Annotated in this window: 15 protein-coding genes and 2 pseudogenes; 2 read left to right on the top strand and 15 right to left on the bottom strand. The window is 45.4% G+C overall.

Annotated features, from left to right (window positions below; genetic code table 11):
• Window positions 1-716: 716 nt before the first annotated feature.
• Window positions 717-1,358, top strand: a pseudogene (locus tag ACFQ1C_RS03940) (ISAs1 family transposase); the annotation flags it as partial.
• Between the two features lie 341 nt (window positions 1,359-1,699).
• On the opposite strand, the gene tnpC reads toward ACFQ1C_RS03940, so the two are convergent.
• The 4 genes from tnpC to ACFQ1C_RS03920 all read right to left on the bottom strand — a co-directional run bounded on the left by tnpC (window position 1,700) and on the right by ACFQ1C_RS03920 (window position 5,369).
• A complete protein-coding gene (gene tnpC / locus ACFQ1C_RS03935; RefSeq protein WP_379557233.1) occupies window positions 1,700-3,325 on the bottom strand; it encodes an IS66 family transposase in 1,626 nt (541 codons plus the stop codon).
• Window positions 3,326-3,404: 79 nt separating this feature from the next.
• Window positions 3,405-3,761: an IS66 family insertion sequence element accessory protein TnpB gene (tnpB, locus tag ACFQ1C_RS03930; protein ID WP_379557232.1), complete on the bottom strand. Its 357-nt coding sequence runs from the start codon at window positions 3,759-3,761 to the stop codon at window positions 3,405-3,407.
• Window positions 3,758-4,072, bottom strand: coding sequence for an IS66 family insertion sequence element accessory protein TnpA (tnpA, locus tag ACFQ1C_RS03925; RefSeq protein ID WP_379557231.1), 315 nt, complete (start codon window positions 4,070-4,072; stop codon window positions 3,758-3,760). Before tnpA ends, tnpB begins: the two co-directional genes overlap by 4 nt.
• A 94-nt stretch (window positions 4,073-4,166) precedes the next feature.
• Window positions 4,167-5,369 carry an IS4 family transposase gene (locus tag ACFQ1C_RS03920; protein ID WP_379557230.1) on the bottom strand — a complete coding sequence of 401 codons (1,203 nt, stop codon included), beginning with the start codon at window positions 5,367-5,369 and terminating at the stop codon, window positions 4,167-4,169.
• Window positions 5,370-5,492: 123 nt separating this feature from the next.
• On the opposite strand from ACFQ1C_RS03920, the pseudogene ACFQ1C_RS03915 reads away from it, so the two are divergent.
• Window positions 5,493-5,999, top strand: a pseudogene (locus tag ACFQ1C_RS03915) (ISAs1 family transposase); the annotation flags it as partial.
• A 46-nt stretch (window positions 6,000-6,045) separates the two neighbouring features.
• Here ACFQ1C_RS03915 and ACFQ1C_RS03910 read toward each other — a convergent pair.
• From ACFQ1C_RS03910 to ACFQ1C_RS03860, 11 genes are all read right to left on the bottom strand, one after another.
• The gene (locus ACFQ1C_RS03910) at window positions 6,046-7,041 is read right to left on the bottom strand and encodes a glycosyltransferase family 2 protein (protein ID WP_379557229.1); all 996 of its coding nucleotides are present in this window, start codon (window positions 7,039-7,041) and stop codon (window positions 6,046-6,048) included.
• Window positions 7,042-7,905, bottom strand: a complete 864-nt coding sequence (locus ACFQ1C_RS03905; protein ID WP_379557228.1) for a polysaccharide pyruvyl transferase family protein — start codon at window positions 7,903-7,905, stop codon at window positions 7,042-7,044. It lies immediately after the preceding gene.
• Window positions 7,906-7,981: 76 nt separating this feature from the next.
• Window positions 7,982-9,001, bottom strand: coding sequence for a glycosyltransferase family 2 protein (locus tag ACFQ1C_RS03900; RefSeq protein WP_379557227.1), 1,020 nt, complete (start codon window positions 8,999-9,001; stop codon window positions 7,982-7,984).
• Window positions 9,002-9,095: 94 nt separating this feature from the next.
• Window positions 9,096-10,550: a lipopolysaccharide biosynthesis protein gene (locus tag ACFQ1C_RS03895; protein WP_379557226.1), complete on the bottom strand. Its 1,455-nt coding sequence runs from the start codon at window positions 10,548-10,550 to the stop codon at window positions 9,096-9,098.
• A gap of 408 nt (window positions 10,551-10,958) precedes the next feature.
• A complete protein-coding gene (locus ACFQ1C_RS03890) occupies window positions 10,959-11,192 on the bottom strand; it encodes a phosphopantetheine-binding protein (RefSeq protein ID WP_379557225.1) in 234 nt (77 codons plus the stop codon).
• Window positions 11,193-11,203: 11 nt separating this feature from the next.
• Window positions 11,204-12,034, bottom strand: a complete 831-nt coding sequence (locus ACFQ1C_RS03885; RefSeq protein WP_379557224.1) for a ketoacyl-ACP synthase III — start codon at window positions 12,032-12,034, stop codon at window positions 11,204-11,206.
• A gap of 119 nt (window positions 12,035-12,153) precedes the next feature.
• Window positions 12,154-12,726, bottom strand: coding sequence for a hypothetical protein (locus ACFQ1C_RS03880; RefSeq protein WP_379557223.1), 573 nt, complete (start codon window positions 12,724-12,726; stop codon window positions 12,154-12,156).
• Window positions 12,727-12,739: 13 nt separating this feature from the next.
• A complete protein-coding gene (locus ACFQ1C_RS03875) occupies window positions 12,740-13,687 on the bottom strand; it encodes a DapH/DapD/GlmU-related protein (protein ID WP_379557222.1) in 948 nt (315 codons plus the stop codon).
• Window positions 13,684-14,784 (bottom strand): DegT/DnrJ/EryC1/StrS family aminotransferase, encoded by a 1,101-nt coding sequence (locus ACFQ1C_RS03870; RefSeq protein WP_379557221.1) that lies wholly within the window; start codon window positions 14,782-14,784, stop codon window positions 13,684-13,686. The genes ACFQ1C_RS03875 and ACFQ1C_RS03870 overlap by 4 nt, the downstream gene beginning before the upstream one ends.
• Window positions 14,781-15,665 (bottom strand): glucose-1-phosphate thymidylyltransferase RfbA, encoded by an 885-nt coding sequence (rfbA, locus tag ACFQ1C_RS03865; RefSeq protein ID WP_379557220.1) that lies wholly within the window; start codon window positions 15,663-15,665, stop codon window positions 14,781-14,783. Before rfbA ends, ACFQ1C_RS03870 begins: the two co-directional genes overlap by 4 nt.
• Entirely contained in the window at window positions 15,662-16,903 is a 1,242-nt protein-coding gene (locus tag ACFQ1C_RS03860; protein WP_379557219.1) for a GDP-mannose 4,6-dehydratase, read from the bottom strand. Before ACFQ1C_RS03860 ends, rfbA begins: the two co-directional genes overlap by 4 nt.
• Window positions 16,904-16,906: the final 3 nt, after the last annotated feature.

The raw sequence follows: 16,906 nt of genomic DNA, 5'->3' as shown, positions 1-16,906 counted from the left end.
CAGGTTCAAGCGACAGTTGCAATAACCCACCAGCTAAGGTCGCAGGCTCTTTGCAGAGCCCAACCCAAAGCTGGGCACAGAATATGGATGCTACTTCCTGATTACGGCGACAGCCAGATGCCATAGGCAGATTATCTGGCTTTCATCGTCAATCTTCTTTGATGGGATTACGTGATCAACAAGCCTAACAATGAGTAGTATAAGGCAAGCAGATGTAAAATTAGAAGCCCAGTATTGGAATACTGGTGTAATGTATGTGAGTGGTGCTAACTAAGATACGCTGCACCGCTCACCTTGTGCTCAGCACAATAATCGACTTGACTTTCCCCACTTTTCTCAAAACAGTAATTAACTCTCTCCACCGCGCCTAATTACGATGCTGTCTACTCATAGCTCACCTCATTTATTAAAATAGGTAATCTACGGCATCATAAATAGACTAAACAGGTGCGGATGCGGTGACGCTTACTCAGCGCTCACTGTCCGAGACCGCGATGTCTCGATATAAACAACTGCTTAGTCCAGGGCAAGATCATGAAGAACCCTTATGTAGCAAGGCTTACAGCGAGGTGTAATTTTGAACATAACAGCCCATTTTCACCCTAAACTACGCCATTATTAAAGAAAAATAGACTAATCAAACGATCGCTTTGACGATTAGCTTTTTACTTCAATATTGGCTGTAGCTCTTTCATGCTCAAAACTAGATTCTCACCATGCATGGACTTAGCTTGTTAGATCACCTCGCGATTATTAATGACCTTCGTCAGCAGTGGAAAATAGAGCATAAGCTATCGGATATTTTGTTTCTTTCCATTGTCGCTGTTATTGGTGGAGCGGAAGGCTGGGAAGAAATCCAAGATTTTGGTGTTGATCATTTTGACTGGTTGCAACAGTACAGTGATTTCGACAATGGTATTCCCGTACACGATACCATCGCTCGTGTGATGGGCATGATCTCAGCTAAACAGTTACAAAAGAGCTTTGCTACATGGATGAGAGACTGCCATATAGCGACCGAAGGTGAAGTGATTGCTATCGACGGTAAAACCTTGCGTGGAACTTACGACAAGGGGCGCAGGCAAGGAATGATCCACATGGTGAGTGCCTTTAGTGCCGCTAATCAGGTGGTGCTGGTACAAGTTAAAACGGCAGAGAAAAGTAATGAGATCACCGCCATTCCAAAGCTGCTAGAGCTGCTGAATATCAGAGGTTGCTTGGTCACCATCGATGCAATGGGTTGCCAGAAAGCCATCGCCAAGAAGGTGCTAAATAAAGATGCAGACTACCTGCTGTCGGTCAAAAGCAACCAGCCAAGCCTGGAAGCCGCGTTTGATAATTACTTTAAACCCGACATTCCGCACCTGTTTTAATATTTATTTTCGACGAAGATGCCTACACATTTGCGGAAGATGAGGAAAGTAGCTGTTTTGAAATCAAAGTGTAAAATCGAATTTCGGGATGGTAATGCATGCTCCCCAGCTTCCTTATGTGGGATAAAAACAGCGTAACCGATTATTAATACATGGCACCACTTTAGGTGTCAGCTAAATTCTGTACCCAGTGTCAAAGTTGCGATGTAAATCTCAATTTTAAATCTAAAAATTAGGTGCGGAATGTCGGTTAAACTGTAAACGTCACTGGAACCACACCTAACAAGCCACATTAACCGATGTTAACGTGGCGTCTTAGGGATGAGTTATAAGCGGATAGCCCAGGGCAACAGGTGGTCGACGGACTCGCCATCGGTGAGATGAGGTAATTGTTCAAACAGTGCCGTGAGATAAACACCCGGCGGTACGTTATTGGCTTTGGCGGTTTCAATCAGGCTGTACAGCATGGCACTGGCTTGGGCACCACTGCGACTATTCGAGAACAACCAGTTCTTTCTGCCAATCACGAATGGCTTGATAGCCCGCTCAGCACGGTTGTTATCAATCGCTGCTGCGCCATGTTCAAGATAAACCTGTAGCTTATCCCATTGATTCAAGGTGTAGCCGATGGCTTTACCAATGGCATTTTTGGGCGGCACTTGGTGCAGCGCTTTATCTAGCCACGCTTTAAGTTGTTCCATGATCGAAGCCGACTGGGCTTGGCGAGCAGCGCGCTTGTCCTCTATCGACAGCTGACGAATGGACTTCTCGATACCATACAGCTTTTGTATCAGATTCAGCGCCTGGTCGGCTCGACCGGTTTTGCCCTTGGGTTGCACGGCTTTGGCTTCGATAAACTTCCGACGCGCATGCGCCCAGCAACCGGCTAACATCGCATCGGTACCGTGATAGCCTGCGTAGCCGTCGACTTGCAATAAGCCGTGATAGCCCGCTAAAAAGGTATTGGGATGGATGCCGCCACGGCCATCTTGATAGTCGTACAGCACGATATTGGGCGGTGACGCCGTATTATTCGGTAAGCTCTCGGATTTATCGCCGCCACAGCCATACACCCACATGGTGCATTGCACTTTATCAACGTCGAGTACCTTGACCGGCGTATCGTCAGACCACAGCGCCGGCCGCTCCAGCATCAAGGCGTGCAGCCGCTGATACAGTGGCGTTAACTGCCTGCTGACTCTGATGAGCCAGCGACTCATGGTTTGTCGGTGCAGCTCAATGCCGAAGCTTTTGAATAACGCTTCTTGCCGATACAGCGGTAGCCCAAACTGATATTTAGCGGTAATGATTTGCGACAGTAAGGTCGGGGTGGCGATGCTTTTCGGTAGTATACTGGCTGGAGACGGCGCTATTTTAATCGTGGTGCGTGTGGCCTGTTGTTCGCAGCAACGGCAGCTGTATTTCGGTCGGATATGGCGAATGACTTTAACGGTAGCGGGGATGAACTCCAGCTTCTCGCTGACTTCTTCACCCATCTGATGCAAGTCATGGCCGCAGTCGTCGCAGACCTTGTCTGCACCTGCAATATCGTGCACCACGTCTTCACGCGGCAGCTCAGCACTCAAGCTCGAACGACGGGATTTCTTGCGGATGTAAGTCATGGTTTCATCGGCGGCAACTTCTTCGGCGCTGGGCGTCAGGCACTCCTCGACTTCGTTAAACAACTCGCCTTGGCCGGGGTGACCTTCACTGCTGGCCGCAAAACGCTTCCTCAATGCTAATTGCCACTGCTCAAGCGCGTGGTTATATAACTGCTGAAAACGCTTCGCTTCTCGCTGATGATGGGCACTTTCTTTCTGCACCCGTTCACTTTCCTGTTGATGACGCAAGCTCTCTCGCTGCGATTTTTGCAGCAAGGTTTGCATCTCAAGTAGCTGCTGTTTCAAGCTCTCGATATCATCAGGAATGGCGGTGGCACGGGTTTTTTTCATGGTGCTTATTTTACTATAAACCCGCCGTGAACGCTTTAATATATCAGGCTTTTTTAGTCGTAAATGGCATAGATAATCCTCAATAAACAGCAGTAAATTGCAGCGGCTGATGGCCAGTCATTTTCTGAATATCGAGACCTTCCAGCAACCAATGCCACTGGCGTACTGATAAGGTCAGCACTTCTCCTGACATCGTCTTCGGCCACTTAAATTTGTCTTGCTCCAGCCGTTTGTACCACAGGCAGAAACCGGTCTGGTCCCAATACAGCACCTTGATTTTGTCCCGCTGTCGATTGCAGAACACAAACAACGCGCCGCTGAACGAAGAGAGCTGCATGTGCTCTTCCACGATAACACTGAGCCCGCTAATGCTTTTCCTGAAATCCACCGGCTGTTTATGCAAATAAATGGCGGGCAGCTCCACGAACATCTTCATGCCGACAGAGCCTTTATCAAACCGGCCAACCAGCGCGGCTCTACCGAGAGTGGCAATGCCAGTTCAGTTTGCTGATAACGCAGTGTTAATGAAGGGCTTCCAGGATCTGACATGAAAGCAGCGTGAGAGACAGTCGGCTTTACCGCAATGAAAGCCGCACCATCGAGACTCAATAGCGCTTTACGGCGCTGACTAAAATACGCAGAGCTTATGCTCTGCTCAGCACAAAACTCGACCTGGCTTTGTCCACTTTGCTCAAAGGCGCTAATTAGCTCCCGCCACTGTGCTTCGTTACGATACTGTCGACTCATAGATCACCTCATTTATTAAAATGGGTAATCTACGGTATTAAAAATAGGCTAAACAGGTGCGGATGCTGTGACGCTCTGAGGGATCCCCACATAATTAAACCGTCGCATCGCCATTTCGCCTGATTTTTTTGATAAATAGTGCCGCACCCTTAAGCAGATCTCGCTTCGTGAGGGGATAATCTTTTCGCCTCAGCACTTCCTTGCCAAGGCGAACCAAGGACAACACATTTCTTGACCGCTCCGTGTTCGCTTGGAAGTGTGTGTGCCACTGGGCATTCTGGGCAAACAGGCCAATCCACCACAACAGCAGTTGTAACAGTAAGGCGATAAGCAGCATGATATCGAACCGCTGAGAGCTGCGAGTTCGGCTGTGACGCAAGCCCAATCCGTAAGCCGGACTCTTCAGATCTCGGAAGGTCTCTTCTATCTGCATCCGTTTCTGATACAGCCTCACCAGCTGTATCGGTGCCCACATGCTTTCGGGTAGATTGGTGGCCAAGACCCATGGCTCTTTCGCTGCTCGGCTGTATATGGCTGCATCAGGGTGATGGCTGTTGGTGGTCGTTGAACGCTGATTTTTTCGCCCTTTAAGCTTGCCTCGGTACAGGTAGAGTTCACAGGGTATCGGGTTAGAGCTCGCCAATCGGCACGAGCCAACGAACTTTGCCCTGCTGCTAGCCATCTTGTGCAACGTACTGACTGGCTTCCAATTTTCGGCTATGCGGTCTGCATAGGTGACTCGCCCTCTTACCCGGGAAAGCCAGTACCACCCCTGCTTCTCGACGGCACGGAACCAAGGATTCTTAAAACCGGCATCGGTGACAATCAATAACTTGACTCCAGCCGGCAGCAGCGATGCCAGTTCGTTGAGGAACTGCTGATGAGCCTGGGCCGTATTGTGCTCTTCCAACGTGAAAGTGCGTTCATACAAGGTGACTGAGCGACCCGACAATGCCACTGATGCTCTCAAGACCATCAGTCGTTGTTGCTCCCGAATGTCGGCCCAGTCGACCAAGACGGTGGGCAGCGTGTTTCCCTGACACAGCAGGGCGGCATGCCAGCGATAGATGACCATTCGCTCTTTATGGAGGTGATGATTGCCCAGCAATCGATCCATACGCTTGATGCAGTGCTTGGGTTTGACGCCGTTATCAATATGGCGCCCCATCGCGGTGAGGGTAAGGGTGTCACTGCGAAAGAGCGCCTCACAGGCGGCCATGAGTGTATTAAGGCGTTTGGCATGCAGCTCAGGGCAGCATTGGAGCAGAGCTTGATGTACAATCTTGAATTCGCGCATCTTGTTGAACCCATGTATCTTTTGGTGTTTGGCGATAGCATTAGATCATGTCACAAGGTGCGCGTCACCCCCTAACTCCCTGTTTTAAAATGAAATCATGTGGGGATTCCTCAGTGTGACGCTTACGTTAAACTAGAGATGCTGCAGAGTGATGAAGATGATACTTACAGCACAAAAGAGCAAGGGCATGGTCGAGTAGAAACGAGATTATGCCTGGTTAATGACGACCTCTCAGTGCTCGGTGACCTTGAGTTTGAATGGCCGGAGTTAAAGACGATGGGCATTGTGGCTGCGATACGCCAAGAGAAAGGCCAGCCGGCGACGGACATCTCCATTCGTTACTATATTAGCTCAGCAAAATTAACGTCCAAGCAGCTGCTGGAAGCGAGCAGAGCCCATTGGTCCATCGAATCTCAGCTGCACTGGCGGCTGGATGTTGGGATGAGCGAAGATAACTGTCGGATCCGCCGTGATGAGGCAGGCGAGAACTTTGCTGCGATCCGCCATATCGCATTTAACTTACTGAATTCCGATACTAGTTTTAAAGCCGGCCTTAAACGTAAGCAAAAACGGGCGGGGAGAAATAGTGACTACCTAACGCGAGTCCTTATGGGGCAAGGGGTTTCGTAATCTTGCCCTAGGGTACAAGGCTAGTCGCTACAAGAAGATAATTCAACTATCTACCAGCACAACATTCTTTTAGTTTTTTTATCCTACGTCCTACTTTTCGTACAGCTTGGAAAGAGTCCAAACGGCTAGCGTAGATACATGCCTTAAACAACAAACTTAAACTACAAGTTATTTTGATTGCGTTAAGAATATGACTATAAGAGCATTTAGAATCGGCAGCTCGAGTCATAAGCAGATAAGCAATACAGTGATTCTCCAACCGCTTACTGATGTGCCAACGTTCCTTGGAGGTCAGGCCGTTCATTTCGTATAATTGTAGAGTGGTTTGCATACAGCTCAATGCACCGTTTACATGTTTAGCATTGGGGGTCATTGTCATCGTAGAGCCTTCACGGTTTCTTCTCAGAAAAAACACCTCATCTACCACTACAAAGGTACGGCAAGCAAACAGCAAAGAGTAAAAAAGTGCTTCATCTTCCAAAAAATTTGGCCCAAATGCCAACCCTTTCGGCCCCCAAAAAGATTTTTTGGTCACATACAAACACGGCGAACAGAACAAACCTTTTGACCTGAACCCGGCGTCCAAGAATTCAGTGCGATTATTAAAAACCCCTGAAAACCCGCGCGAATAATCCATCCAACGGTTACCTTGGTAGCCATTATCGTTGAATGACTCCCCGGAAAATAGAATGATATCCTGATGCTGATTGACACAGATCTGTTCTTTTATTGATTTGATAAAATTAATAGTTAGGATGTCATCCGAATCAAAAAAATATACATACTCGGATGAGGCTAAATTCACACCAACATTCCTGGCATTTCCTTGCCCGCCATTCTTAATTGAGACGACTTGATAAGGAATTGGAAAGTAGTAAGCCTCTGCAATTTCCTTGGTCCGATCGGTACTACCATCATCAATCAAGATCACTTCATCCGGAAGCTCATCCTGCTCCTTAATTGATGTTAGTGCGGCCTCCAAGTATTTTTCTACATTGTAGGCAGGAATGATTATTGAAATTGAAGCTCTAGAGCTACCCATTTATAACCTCGAGGGGAATGCATCAAGTAATATTCCTTTATCTTCTGTGAATTTTGCAACCTTTGCTCGACTTAGCAAGTCCTTAATTATGTTAGCATCACACTCTTTTTCTCTTAAATCAATCGGCGAAGCTTCTTTCAAATCAGTAGTACTATAGTAATCCAAAAATTTAAAATCTCCTCCTATTACTTCATCGGAAAACCTCACCCAAACATTAGGTATATTGTAAGAATCAGACAATATCAAACCATGGAGCGAAGATGAAAGAATAACATCACACTCCGCCAAAGAGTCCAAGAAATCCTCAACAGGGAGCTCGACATCTATGAGCTTAGCTTTTGATTTTAAAAGAAAGTTCTTAAACGCTTCCGTTTCCTTATCCACATAATGAGGAACTATTCCTATAGAATAATATTTTTTATTTTTTGGAGTATAAAACAACGGCATTAACACTGCAGGGTCACCCATTGGACACGTAAGTTTCCCTCCAATTACTTCGCCTATTATATCTTTAGTTTTCTTTCCTCTCACTGCTGAAAAAGACATCTTCTTCAGTGTTGAATTATTGGGTATTCTTTTTGACTCAATAATACCTGTTCCCCAGGCCACACTATTCGCAGTTCCCAAATGCATAATACTTCCAATCCCTAGAACATGTTGCAACATGCCAGACTTAACTTCAAAGATTTTTCGGCCTGAAATTTTTTGGATAATATATATATTAAGAGCATCCCCGACGTTAGGTCTTGCATTAAAAAACCTAACAGGTACAACCTTCCCTCTAACAGCCGCAAGCATTACGACTTCGTAAATAAAATAAAAAAAAATCAAAATTCTCTTTACCATTATCTTAACTTTACGCACTATCACTCCAAGAAATCAAAAAAATTAAACATTCAAGATGATAAAGTATATCTCTAGAACACCAAGTCATTAAAACTTACCTAGAGTTTGTTAGTCTAAAAATAAACTTGAGGAAAGAGACAGCCTTAAACCTAACACCTAACATAACAACCATATAGAAAATTCTTAATTTCGACGCGAACCTCTCTCCTTTTAAAACATTATTTAAAACTAAAAAAAACAGACGAACTGAGCTGACTCGTGTGAACATTAATACTTGTTTAGCAAGAAGGCTATCAAATGCGGAGGTATATTTCTTACTATACATTTTCTTTAAGTGCTTTATACTTGCAACTCTTTTAAAAGTTGTACTAAACTTCTTATCAATATCTCCTAGCATTATTTCCGTTGTCGAACCGGGGACATCTACTCTATAAGCCAACATCACATCCGGTAAAATCACTACCCCCCCCCTCAACGCTCCTAACATTTGAATGCCAGAATGAAACATTACTGGTGGCATATTAGCGATCATATCCTGCTTAGACTCATTAGAAATCATTATTGAACCAAACGGTAGCATGTTACCATTATTTTTAATCAACTCTCTCGCATCAAATTTTGAAACTTGATCCACAACTAATCCTGTTAGACGGCCTAGTTCATTATTGGCCACATCAACTTCCTTAGCTGGATGACCCGATATGCTGGCTCCATACTCTTTCATTACCGAAACTTGCTTAGCAAGCTTTTCCTTATCAAACCAAAAGTCATCTCCGTGGCATAAAGCTAGATAATGACCTTTAGCACTCCTGAAGTTATAATTATTAACTACTTTCCCTTTAGAGAACTGATTCTCAGATTGATAAATTGACTTAATCAGTTTTGGATATTTTACCTCATACTCTCGGATAATGCTGGCAGTACGATCTGTGGATGCATCATCGTGAATGAGGATTTCGAACGGGAAATCGGTCTCTTGAATAAGGAAGCCTTTAAGTGCTTCTGCGATATAAGATTCATGATTATAGGTAGTACAGCAGATACTAACCACTGGCTTGTTAACATCTCCTTTCCAGTTGGAAAGTATTTCTTTTTCGTCTCTTAAGTTTCTCATGAAATTCCTTTTGGTTTTACTGATTTATTCTGTAGCAGCTCACACATCAACTCAAAGATGTATAATATCAATGATTGCCGACAATGAAATAAAATCAAATATACCGTCTCATTAAAAATTTCTCTTTAAATTTATTAAGAAAGAACTTCAAGCCTTCAGCTTTAAACAAAAAAGTAGCTAATATATAAACCGATCCCCCTAGCAGAGATCCACACATCAATCCCCAAAACGCGGATAAATGGCTTACACTGTACAAGTAGCCGACAAGCAGTGCAGCTAAAAGAGCCGACATCACCGGTATTATCGCGTCTGTCAATTGGGTTAGCAGGTTGTAATTTACTAGTCTCGCTGAAAAGTAGGTATTGGGTATTAATGCCAATACGCTGCCAATAAGCTGGCTGAGAACAATTCCAAAAACACCGTAAGGAATGGCCAAAAACAATAAGGTAAGGTTAACAGACTTTTTCAAAAGGCCCACTTTTAGTACTAGATCGGAACGGCCTTTAACATTAAGAAGACTTATATTTAAGGCATGAATTGGATAAAGCATACCAATCATACAAAGCACCTGTAGATAAGGTATTGCCCCCAGCCATTTCTCTCCAAAAAGAACATTAATGAGAGGGTGAGCCAACCCCGCCAACAACCCCATTATAGGGGCGATAATAAACATGATCAGTTGCATGATCTGCCGATATTTATGTAGCAAAGCCACATTATCATCCTGCAGTGTGGCCAGTGCCGGAAAGGTAGCTCGTTGCACAGCACCGGTAAGTTGCTGAGCAATAAGATTGCTGACTTTCCTGGCAAAGAAGTAAAGGCCTGTTATTTCGGTACTGAAAAGTCGACCTATTACCATTACATAGGAATTTTGAAACAGTACCTCAAGACTCCTTTCTATCAGCAGGTTTCGCCCAAAGCGGAACAGGCGAGTAAAGGACTCTGTACTGAACTGCCACCTTGGCCGCCAGCTGCTGGTCAGCCACAAGATAATGGCTGAAACAAATGCGGAGCTGAGCATTTGCACTACCAAGCTCCACACTCCCCAACCGGCAAAGGCAGCTGCCACCGCCAGCACGCCCGAAGCAACTACTCCAAGGGTATTGGCCTTCATCTGTGCTCTGAAGTTCATATTTCTGGTCAATACAGCGGTCTGTACCACCGTGCTGGCATTGATAAATACCACCAAGCCCATTACCTGTATAAGTGCGGCCAACTCAGTTTGTTCGTAAAAGTCCGCCACGATTGGAGCCGCTAAAAACAAAGCGATATAAACAACACCGCTTAATACCAGGTTACTTAAAAACACGGTATTCAAATCTGCCCTGGACACGGCCTTACTTCGTACCAGCGCCGTCTCTAATCCCGAGTTAACAAAGGTATTGGACAGTTCGAACACTACAGTAACCATGGCAATCAAACCAAAGGCTTCTGGTGTCAGCAAGCGAGCAAGAAATAGCATAAAGAGGGTACTGGCCCCCCTGCTCATAAACATACTGGCAAGATTCCAGAGAACACCACTACCTATTTTTTTATTTAAAGTAGCCATTTAATAATGTGATTTTCCTTTACATAAAAAAGGTTCACTGCTGAATTTTAATATATCTACTCAGCATCTGTCTGACTGTACTCTTCCAGCCGCTAACAGCTTGTATTCGAAATGATTGCTCCTCCTCATTCTACAGGAGTACTCTCCTCGCTCAGAACACCTTACTCTGCCAGATGAATAACTTCGTTATACTAGCACTCAGGATGTTGACAAAAATATTCGCACTGACTTATCAGCTTTTATGGTCAGACAAGTTAGCAATATTTTTCTATACCGAATGTTCGATAGCCGTTACTTACTTGATAAAGGTTGCAGTAGATAATGACTCTCCAAATATTTTTATTTTGAAAGCGTTCTATATAATAATATTTACTTGAGCATCCACATATAAATGCTCAAGTGTCTTACCTAAGAAGATATGAACTCAACAATTTTTTTCGGTGTATCCAGCCCATCGGCCTGATCATCCGAAATTGTTACTTCTGCTGCTTCGGCCACATCCATGATCAACAACATCAGCTCTAAGGAATCAACACCTAAGTCGGCTAGTTTTTGATCCATTTTACTTTCGGTCATCTCCAGTCCTAAAACATTTTTCTCCAGTTTAGAGTAGACAATTTTTATAGCGTCTTCACGATTCATAATTTCACCTCTTATTTAACACACTTATAAATTGCTGTGGCCCAAGACAACCCCACGCCAAACCCTGACATAAGAATAACTCCTGGCAAATTATCAATCTCTTTTTCCAATAACAACGGGATAGATGAAGAAATTGTGTTACCTGTTTCAGATAATTTTATAGGAGCTCTTTCAGTAGGGATTCCTGCGCGCTTGATAGTATTCTCAAGCATAAAACGACTCCCCTGGTGCAGAAGAAAAAGATCAATATGATCAACCGTCAACTCTGCACTTTCCAGCACCTTCTTAATTTGTTTAGGTACATCTTGCAAAGCAAAATTAAAAACAGCTCTACCATTCATTTCAAGAAGGTTATCATTTTTCTTTAGTGCCTCACTACCTGCTCCTTTGGTAGAAAACTTGGCGCTAGATAAAATATAGCGCGGCGTATCACTGACCAGTGTCACTGAAGCCGCATCGCCAAAGAGCAAGCAAGTGTTTTTATCTTCCGGGTTCAGAATTCTGGAGTAAGGATCACAGGTGAAAAACAGACCTTTTTTCATGCCATTTGCAGCCATGAAAGACTGGATCACACTCAAGCCATACACATACCCGGAACAACCTAGACCTATGTCGAAACAAGCACAGTCTTCAGACAAACCAAGCTCCGCATGAACCAGGGCAGAGTTATGGGGCAATCCACCTTCATCTGGATTTTGGGTACATAGCACCACACATTCGATCTCGGCTAGATCAAAGTTTTCTTTTTCACATAATCTCTTGAAAGCTGCCACGCTTGCACTGACGACTGAATCCTCAGCCTCAAATCTTGGCAGTGTGGAGACACCAATTTTCTGTTCCACGAATTCACGTTCTGTCTCAAATTGATCCGCTTGCAGTAAATTGTCAATCCGTCCCTTCGGAAGGTAACTAGCGACAGACTGGATTCCTAGCGTAGCTGTTTCTCTGGGTTCTGAGTTTGTCATGAGAAGTACATATCTCCAATTTTCTTGTCATTAACCAGTACATCGCTGCATGTCAGGCGAGTCCCTACCTGTTTAGTAATACGAAGTTCTACCTTATGCGGAGATGGGATGGGGAACTGGCCATCATATCGAGAGAAAACCCATTTTTTTGTATCGTCAATAAATGCCTGATGCATTTTTTTGCAGAGTGATACCAGCAGTTCAATTCGATCCTGATGATGAGGGTTTTCTTGCACAATACTATTTTCCCCTAACACGGCCCCCCTGCAAACTTCTGGCTCATCAAACTCTTGCCGAACAGTTATCCCCACGTCTGCCGCTTCATTAATACATAACGCAATAATAACTCCATCACTGCTGATGATTTTCGCAGCTACAGAGTCATCTGTGTTTGGCATTCGTTCCTCTAAGGTACAGAGAGGGTTGTGAATCATCTTTTTAAAAGAAACATTGATCTTTCCCTCAGGCAGGCCTCGTTGTTCTGCCGCGTGTTCCAGTGCATTAAACAGGCTGGTGCCATGGACATAATTTCTACTGCCTTTAAAAACAAACTTCAGCACTTCAGACATCACAACTCCTAAACTATCGCTTTGGGCCGGTTTTCAAGCCAATCATTCGCTTGGCAGGGTTCCCGAACATCGCGTGGCCTGCATCGACACTCTTGACCACGACACATCCCATGCCCAGCGAGGCTTTCTCTCCAATCACCAGGTTATCACGAACAGTCACCCCCATAGCGATAGTGGCACCGGCATGAACTTTGGTATGGCCGCCCAGTAACGTACCTACCGATATCCAAACTCCGTCTTCTACCATTGCGCCGTGACCAATGTTACACAGGTTTCCAATAACAGCCTCTTTACCGATAAAGGTTGGGCTCAGGATCCCCCCAGCAACCACACTATTGGCCCCGATTTCGCTATTGTCGCCGATAGACACTCCCGCTACGTGTGGAAATTTCAGCAGCCTACCATCTTTAGCCCGGTAGACAGTGACACCGTCACTACCGATCACCACATTTTCCCGAATAACAGTATTTTCTCCAATTCGGGTGCCTGCTTTTAACACAACACCGGCACAAATTATGCTGCCAGCTCCGACTTCCACACCCTGCTCAATAACTGCGCTGCTTGCCACCTGAACATTATTGGATATAGCTGCAGTTTTAGTGAAACCACGTCGATGGGCGTCCAAACCTTCAGACTCTATCAGCCATTCCAGAATATCCATAAACGCTGCTCTTGGATCAGACACCTTGCAAAATTGATTGTTTCCCTGAAGTGATTCATCAGGCATTTCGTCAATTATGACTAGCGACTCGCTCAATGGCTTGGTCTTATAAAATTCATCCCTGTTAGAGAAAACCAATTGCCGATGACCACCGTTACGAGAATCGCAGGTACCTTCTAATAAAACATCTGAAAAACCGGCAATCATTAATTTGCAATTATATTTTTCTTCCAGAAAAGAAATAATCTGGGTAGAGAGAACTTGACTGCTGAAAAAGGCTCCAAATGATGAATTACTCACTGACATACATCCATTATTTTTCTTGAGATATCGACAACATCTTCGTCACTCAGCCCATAATACACCGGCAGACATAATATCCGGCTGGCAATATCTTTTGAAATAGTAGGCTTTTCTTGCATACTCCCCAAGAAGTCCACAGACTCCAGCGATGGATAAAAGTACCGTCTGGCCAGCACATCATGCTCTTTGAGTGTTGCTGCCACCCGCACGGCTTGTTCTTCGGTGTTAAACATCACCGGAAAATAGGCATGGTTATAATCCAGCGCATCAGGCTTGCCCTGCAGCTGTACACTGTTTGCCAGTGCCTGCTCATAGCGATGCCATACATTGGCACGTGCAGCCAGGTTTTCTTCCATTTCGTCCAGCACACACAGGCCCATGGCCGCCTGCAGCTCGTTCATTTTGGCGTTAATACCCAGTTCTTCAATGGTTTCTGGTCCGTTAATACCAAAGTTGATCATTTTTCTAGCCCGTTCCAGGTCTTCCTTTCGCTTGAACACAATCGCCCCGCCTTCACCGGTGTGGAAAAGCTTGGTGGCATGAAAGCTGAGAGTGGCGGCATCGCCGTGTTTGAGCAGGCTTTCGCCCTTGTATTTCACACCAAAGGCGTGGGCAGCATCGTAGATAACTTTCAGGTTGTACCTTTGAGCAATATCGTCGATGGCCTCCACCTCGCAGGCGTTGCCAAACACATGCACGGGCACTATGGCTTTGGTATTGGGAGTAATGGCTGCTTCAATATTGGCCGGGTCCATGCACCAGGTGTCTGGATCTATGTCTACAAATACCGGCTCTACCCCTTCCCACTTCAATGAGCTGGCGGTGGCAATAAAGGTAAAGGGGGTAGTAATGGCTTCGGGTTGTTGTACTGCAACCTGGTCCCGTAGTCCGAGGGTATGGTAGGCAACCTGCAGTGCCAGCGTACCGTTGGAGACCAGCAAAAGGTTTTCTACCCCAAGGTAGCTTTCAAGCCGGCGGGTAAGTTCCTGTACCAGCTCACCATTGTTGGTCAGCCACTGACGCTCATAGATGCCGTCTATATATTTATTCAGTTTTTCCCGGCTGGGAAAATAGGGCTTGGTAACAGGGATCATACTTGCTCTCCGGCCAGCTCCAATAGATATTGTCCATAACCATTCTTTTTAAGGTGCTCTGCCTGTTCGAGTAGCTGTTCTTTAGTCAACCAGCCATGATTGAACGCTATTTCCTCGAGGCAGGCAACTTTGTAACCCTGCCGCATTTCAATAGTTTCTACAAACGAAGCCGCTTGTAGCAGGCTTTCGTGAGTGCCGGTGTCTAACCAAGCAAAACCTCGGCCCAATAGCTCTACATTCAAATCGCCACGTTCAAGGTACGCCTGGTTAATGCTGGTGATTTCCAGCTCGCCACGCTCGGAAGGCTGAACATCTTTGGCAATACGAATAACGTCATTATCGTAAAAATACAGACCGGTTACTGCATAGTGAGATTTTGGCTTGGCGGGCTTTTCTTCAATCGAGACGGCACGTTTATTTTCGTCGAACTCAACCACGCCAAACCGTTCGGGATCTTTTACCTGATAACCAAAAACAGTCGCGCCGCTGGTGCGGGCTGCTGCTTCTCTCAGCTTGGGGGTAAAACCCTGGCCATAGAAGATATTGTCACCCAACACCAGGCAAACATGACTGTCACCAATAAAGTCTTCACCAATAATAAAGGCTTGCGCCAGACCGTCTGGGCTTGGCTGCTCTGCGTAAGTCAGTTCAATACCAAACTGACTGCCATCACCCAGCAATCGTTCAAAACCATTTTTGTCTTCCGGAGTGGTGATAATAAGCACTTCACGAATACCGGCTAGCATCAGTACCGAAAGCGGATAATAAATCATTGGCTTATCGTAAATCGGCAGCAACTGCTTGGAGATACCCATGGTTATTGGATACAGTCGAGTACCACTCCCTCCTGCTAATATAATCCCTTTAGTATTGTGATTCACTCTGTTACTCCTAAACGTTCACGCTGATAACTGCCATCTTGCACTCGCTGGCACCACTCCTGGTTATCCAAGTACCACTGCACGGTTTTACGGATGCCGGATTCGAAGGTTTCTTGCGGCTTCCAGCCCAGTGCCCGCTCTATCTTACTGGCATCAATGGCATAGCGGCGGTCGTGGCCGGGTCGGTCACTTACGTGAGTTATAAGCTCTTTATAATGTTGAATTGGAAACAGATCGTCTAGAATTTGGCAGATGGTTTGTACTACTTCTAGGTTGGTTTTTTCGTTGTGGCCGCCGATGTTGTAGGTTTCGCCTACTTTACCTTCGGTGACTACTTTGTAGAGTGCTCGGGCGTGGTCTTCTACGTAGAGCCAATCGCGAATTTGATCACCTTTACCGTAGACTGGTAACGGCTTGCCTTCTAATGCATTTAAGATCACTAACGGAATTAACTTTTCAGGGAAGTGATAAGGCCCGTAGTTGTTTGAGCAGTTAGTAATCAACGTCGGGAAGCCATAAGTGCGTAGCCAAGCTCGTACCAAATGATCAGAACTGGCTTTGCTAGCAGAATACGGGCTACTGGGAGCATAGGCAGTGGTCTCAGTGAACAGCGGAAGCGGAGCTTTCACAGTGTTGAGTGGCTGTACAGTGTTGAGTGTTGAGTGTTGAGTTTTAAGTGTTTTATCTTCTAACTCATCACTCACCACTAAACACTCAACATTATTTTCACACTCACCACTAAACATTGAGCACTCAACACTTTCTTTCAACTCATCACTCATCACTAAACACTCAACACTCCCATCCGCAGGATGGGGAAGGTCGCCGTAGACTTCGTCGGTGCTGATGTGGTGAAAGCGAAACGCTGCCTTGCGCTTGCTGTCTAACTTGTTCCAATAGGTTCGAGCGGCTTCCAGTAGATTATAAGTGCCGACGATGTTGGTTTGAATAAACTCCGCAGGGTCGTCGATGGATCTGTCTACATGGCTTTCTGCCGCCAGGTGCATGATGGCATCGGGCTGGTGTTCGGAAAATACACGCTGCAGTTCTGTCACATCACAAATATCGACTTGCTCGAAGGCATAACGGTCGCTGTCACTTACTTCTAACAGGCTTTCCAGATTACCGGCATAGGTGAGCTTATCCAGATTAATCACGATGTCTTGGGTGTTAGTAATGATATGGCGAATAACGGCCGAGCCGATAAAACCGGCGCCACCGGTAACAAGAATTCTCATAAA

The organism is Oceanisphaera ostreae (assembly GCF_042676125.1).
Classification (GTDB): Bacteria; Pseudomonadota; Gammaproteobacteria; order Enterobacterales; family Aeromonadaceae; genus Oceanimonas; species Oceanimonas ostreae.
Note: the sequence above shows the minus strand (reverse complement) of the source record. Positions and strands in the feature narration are given on the sequence as shown.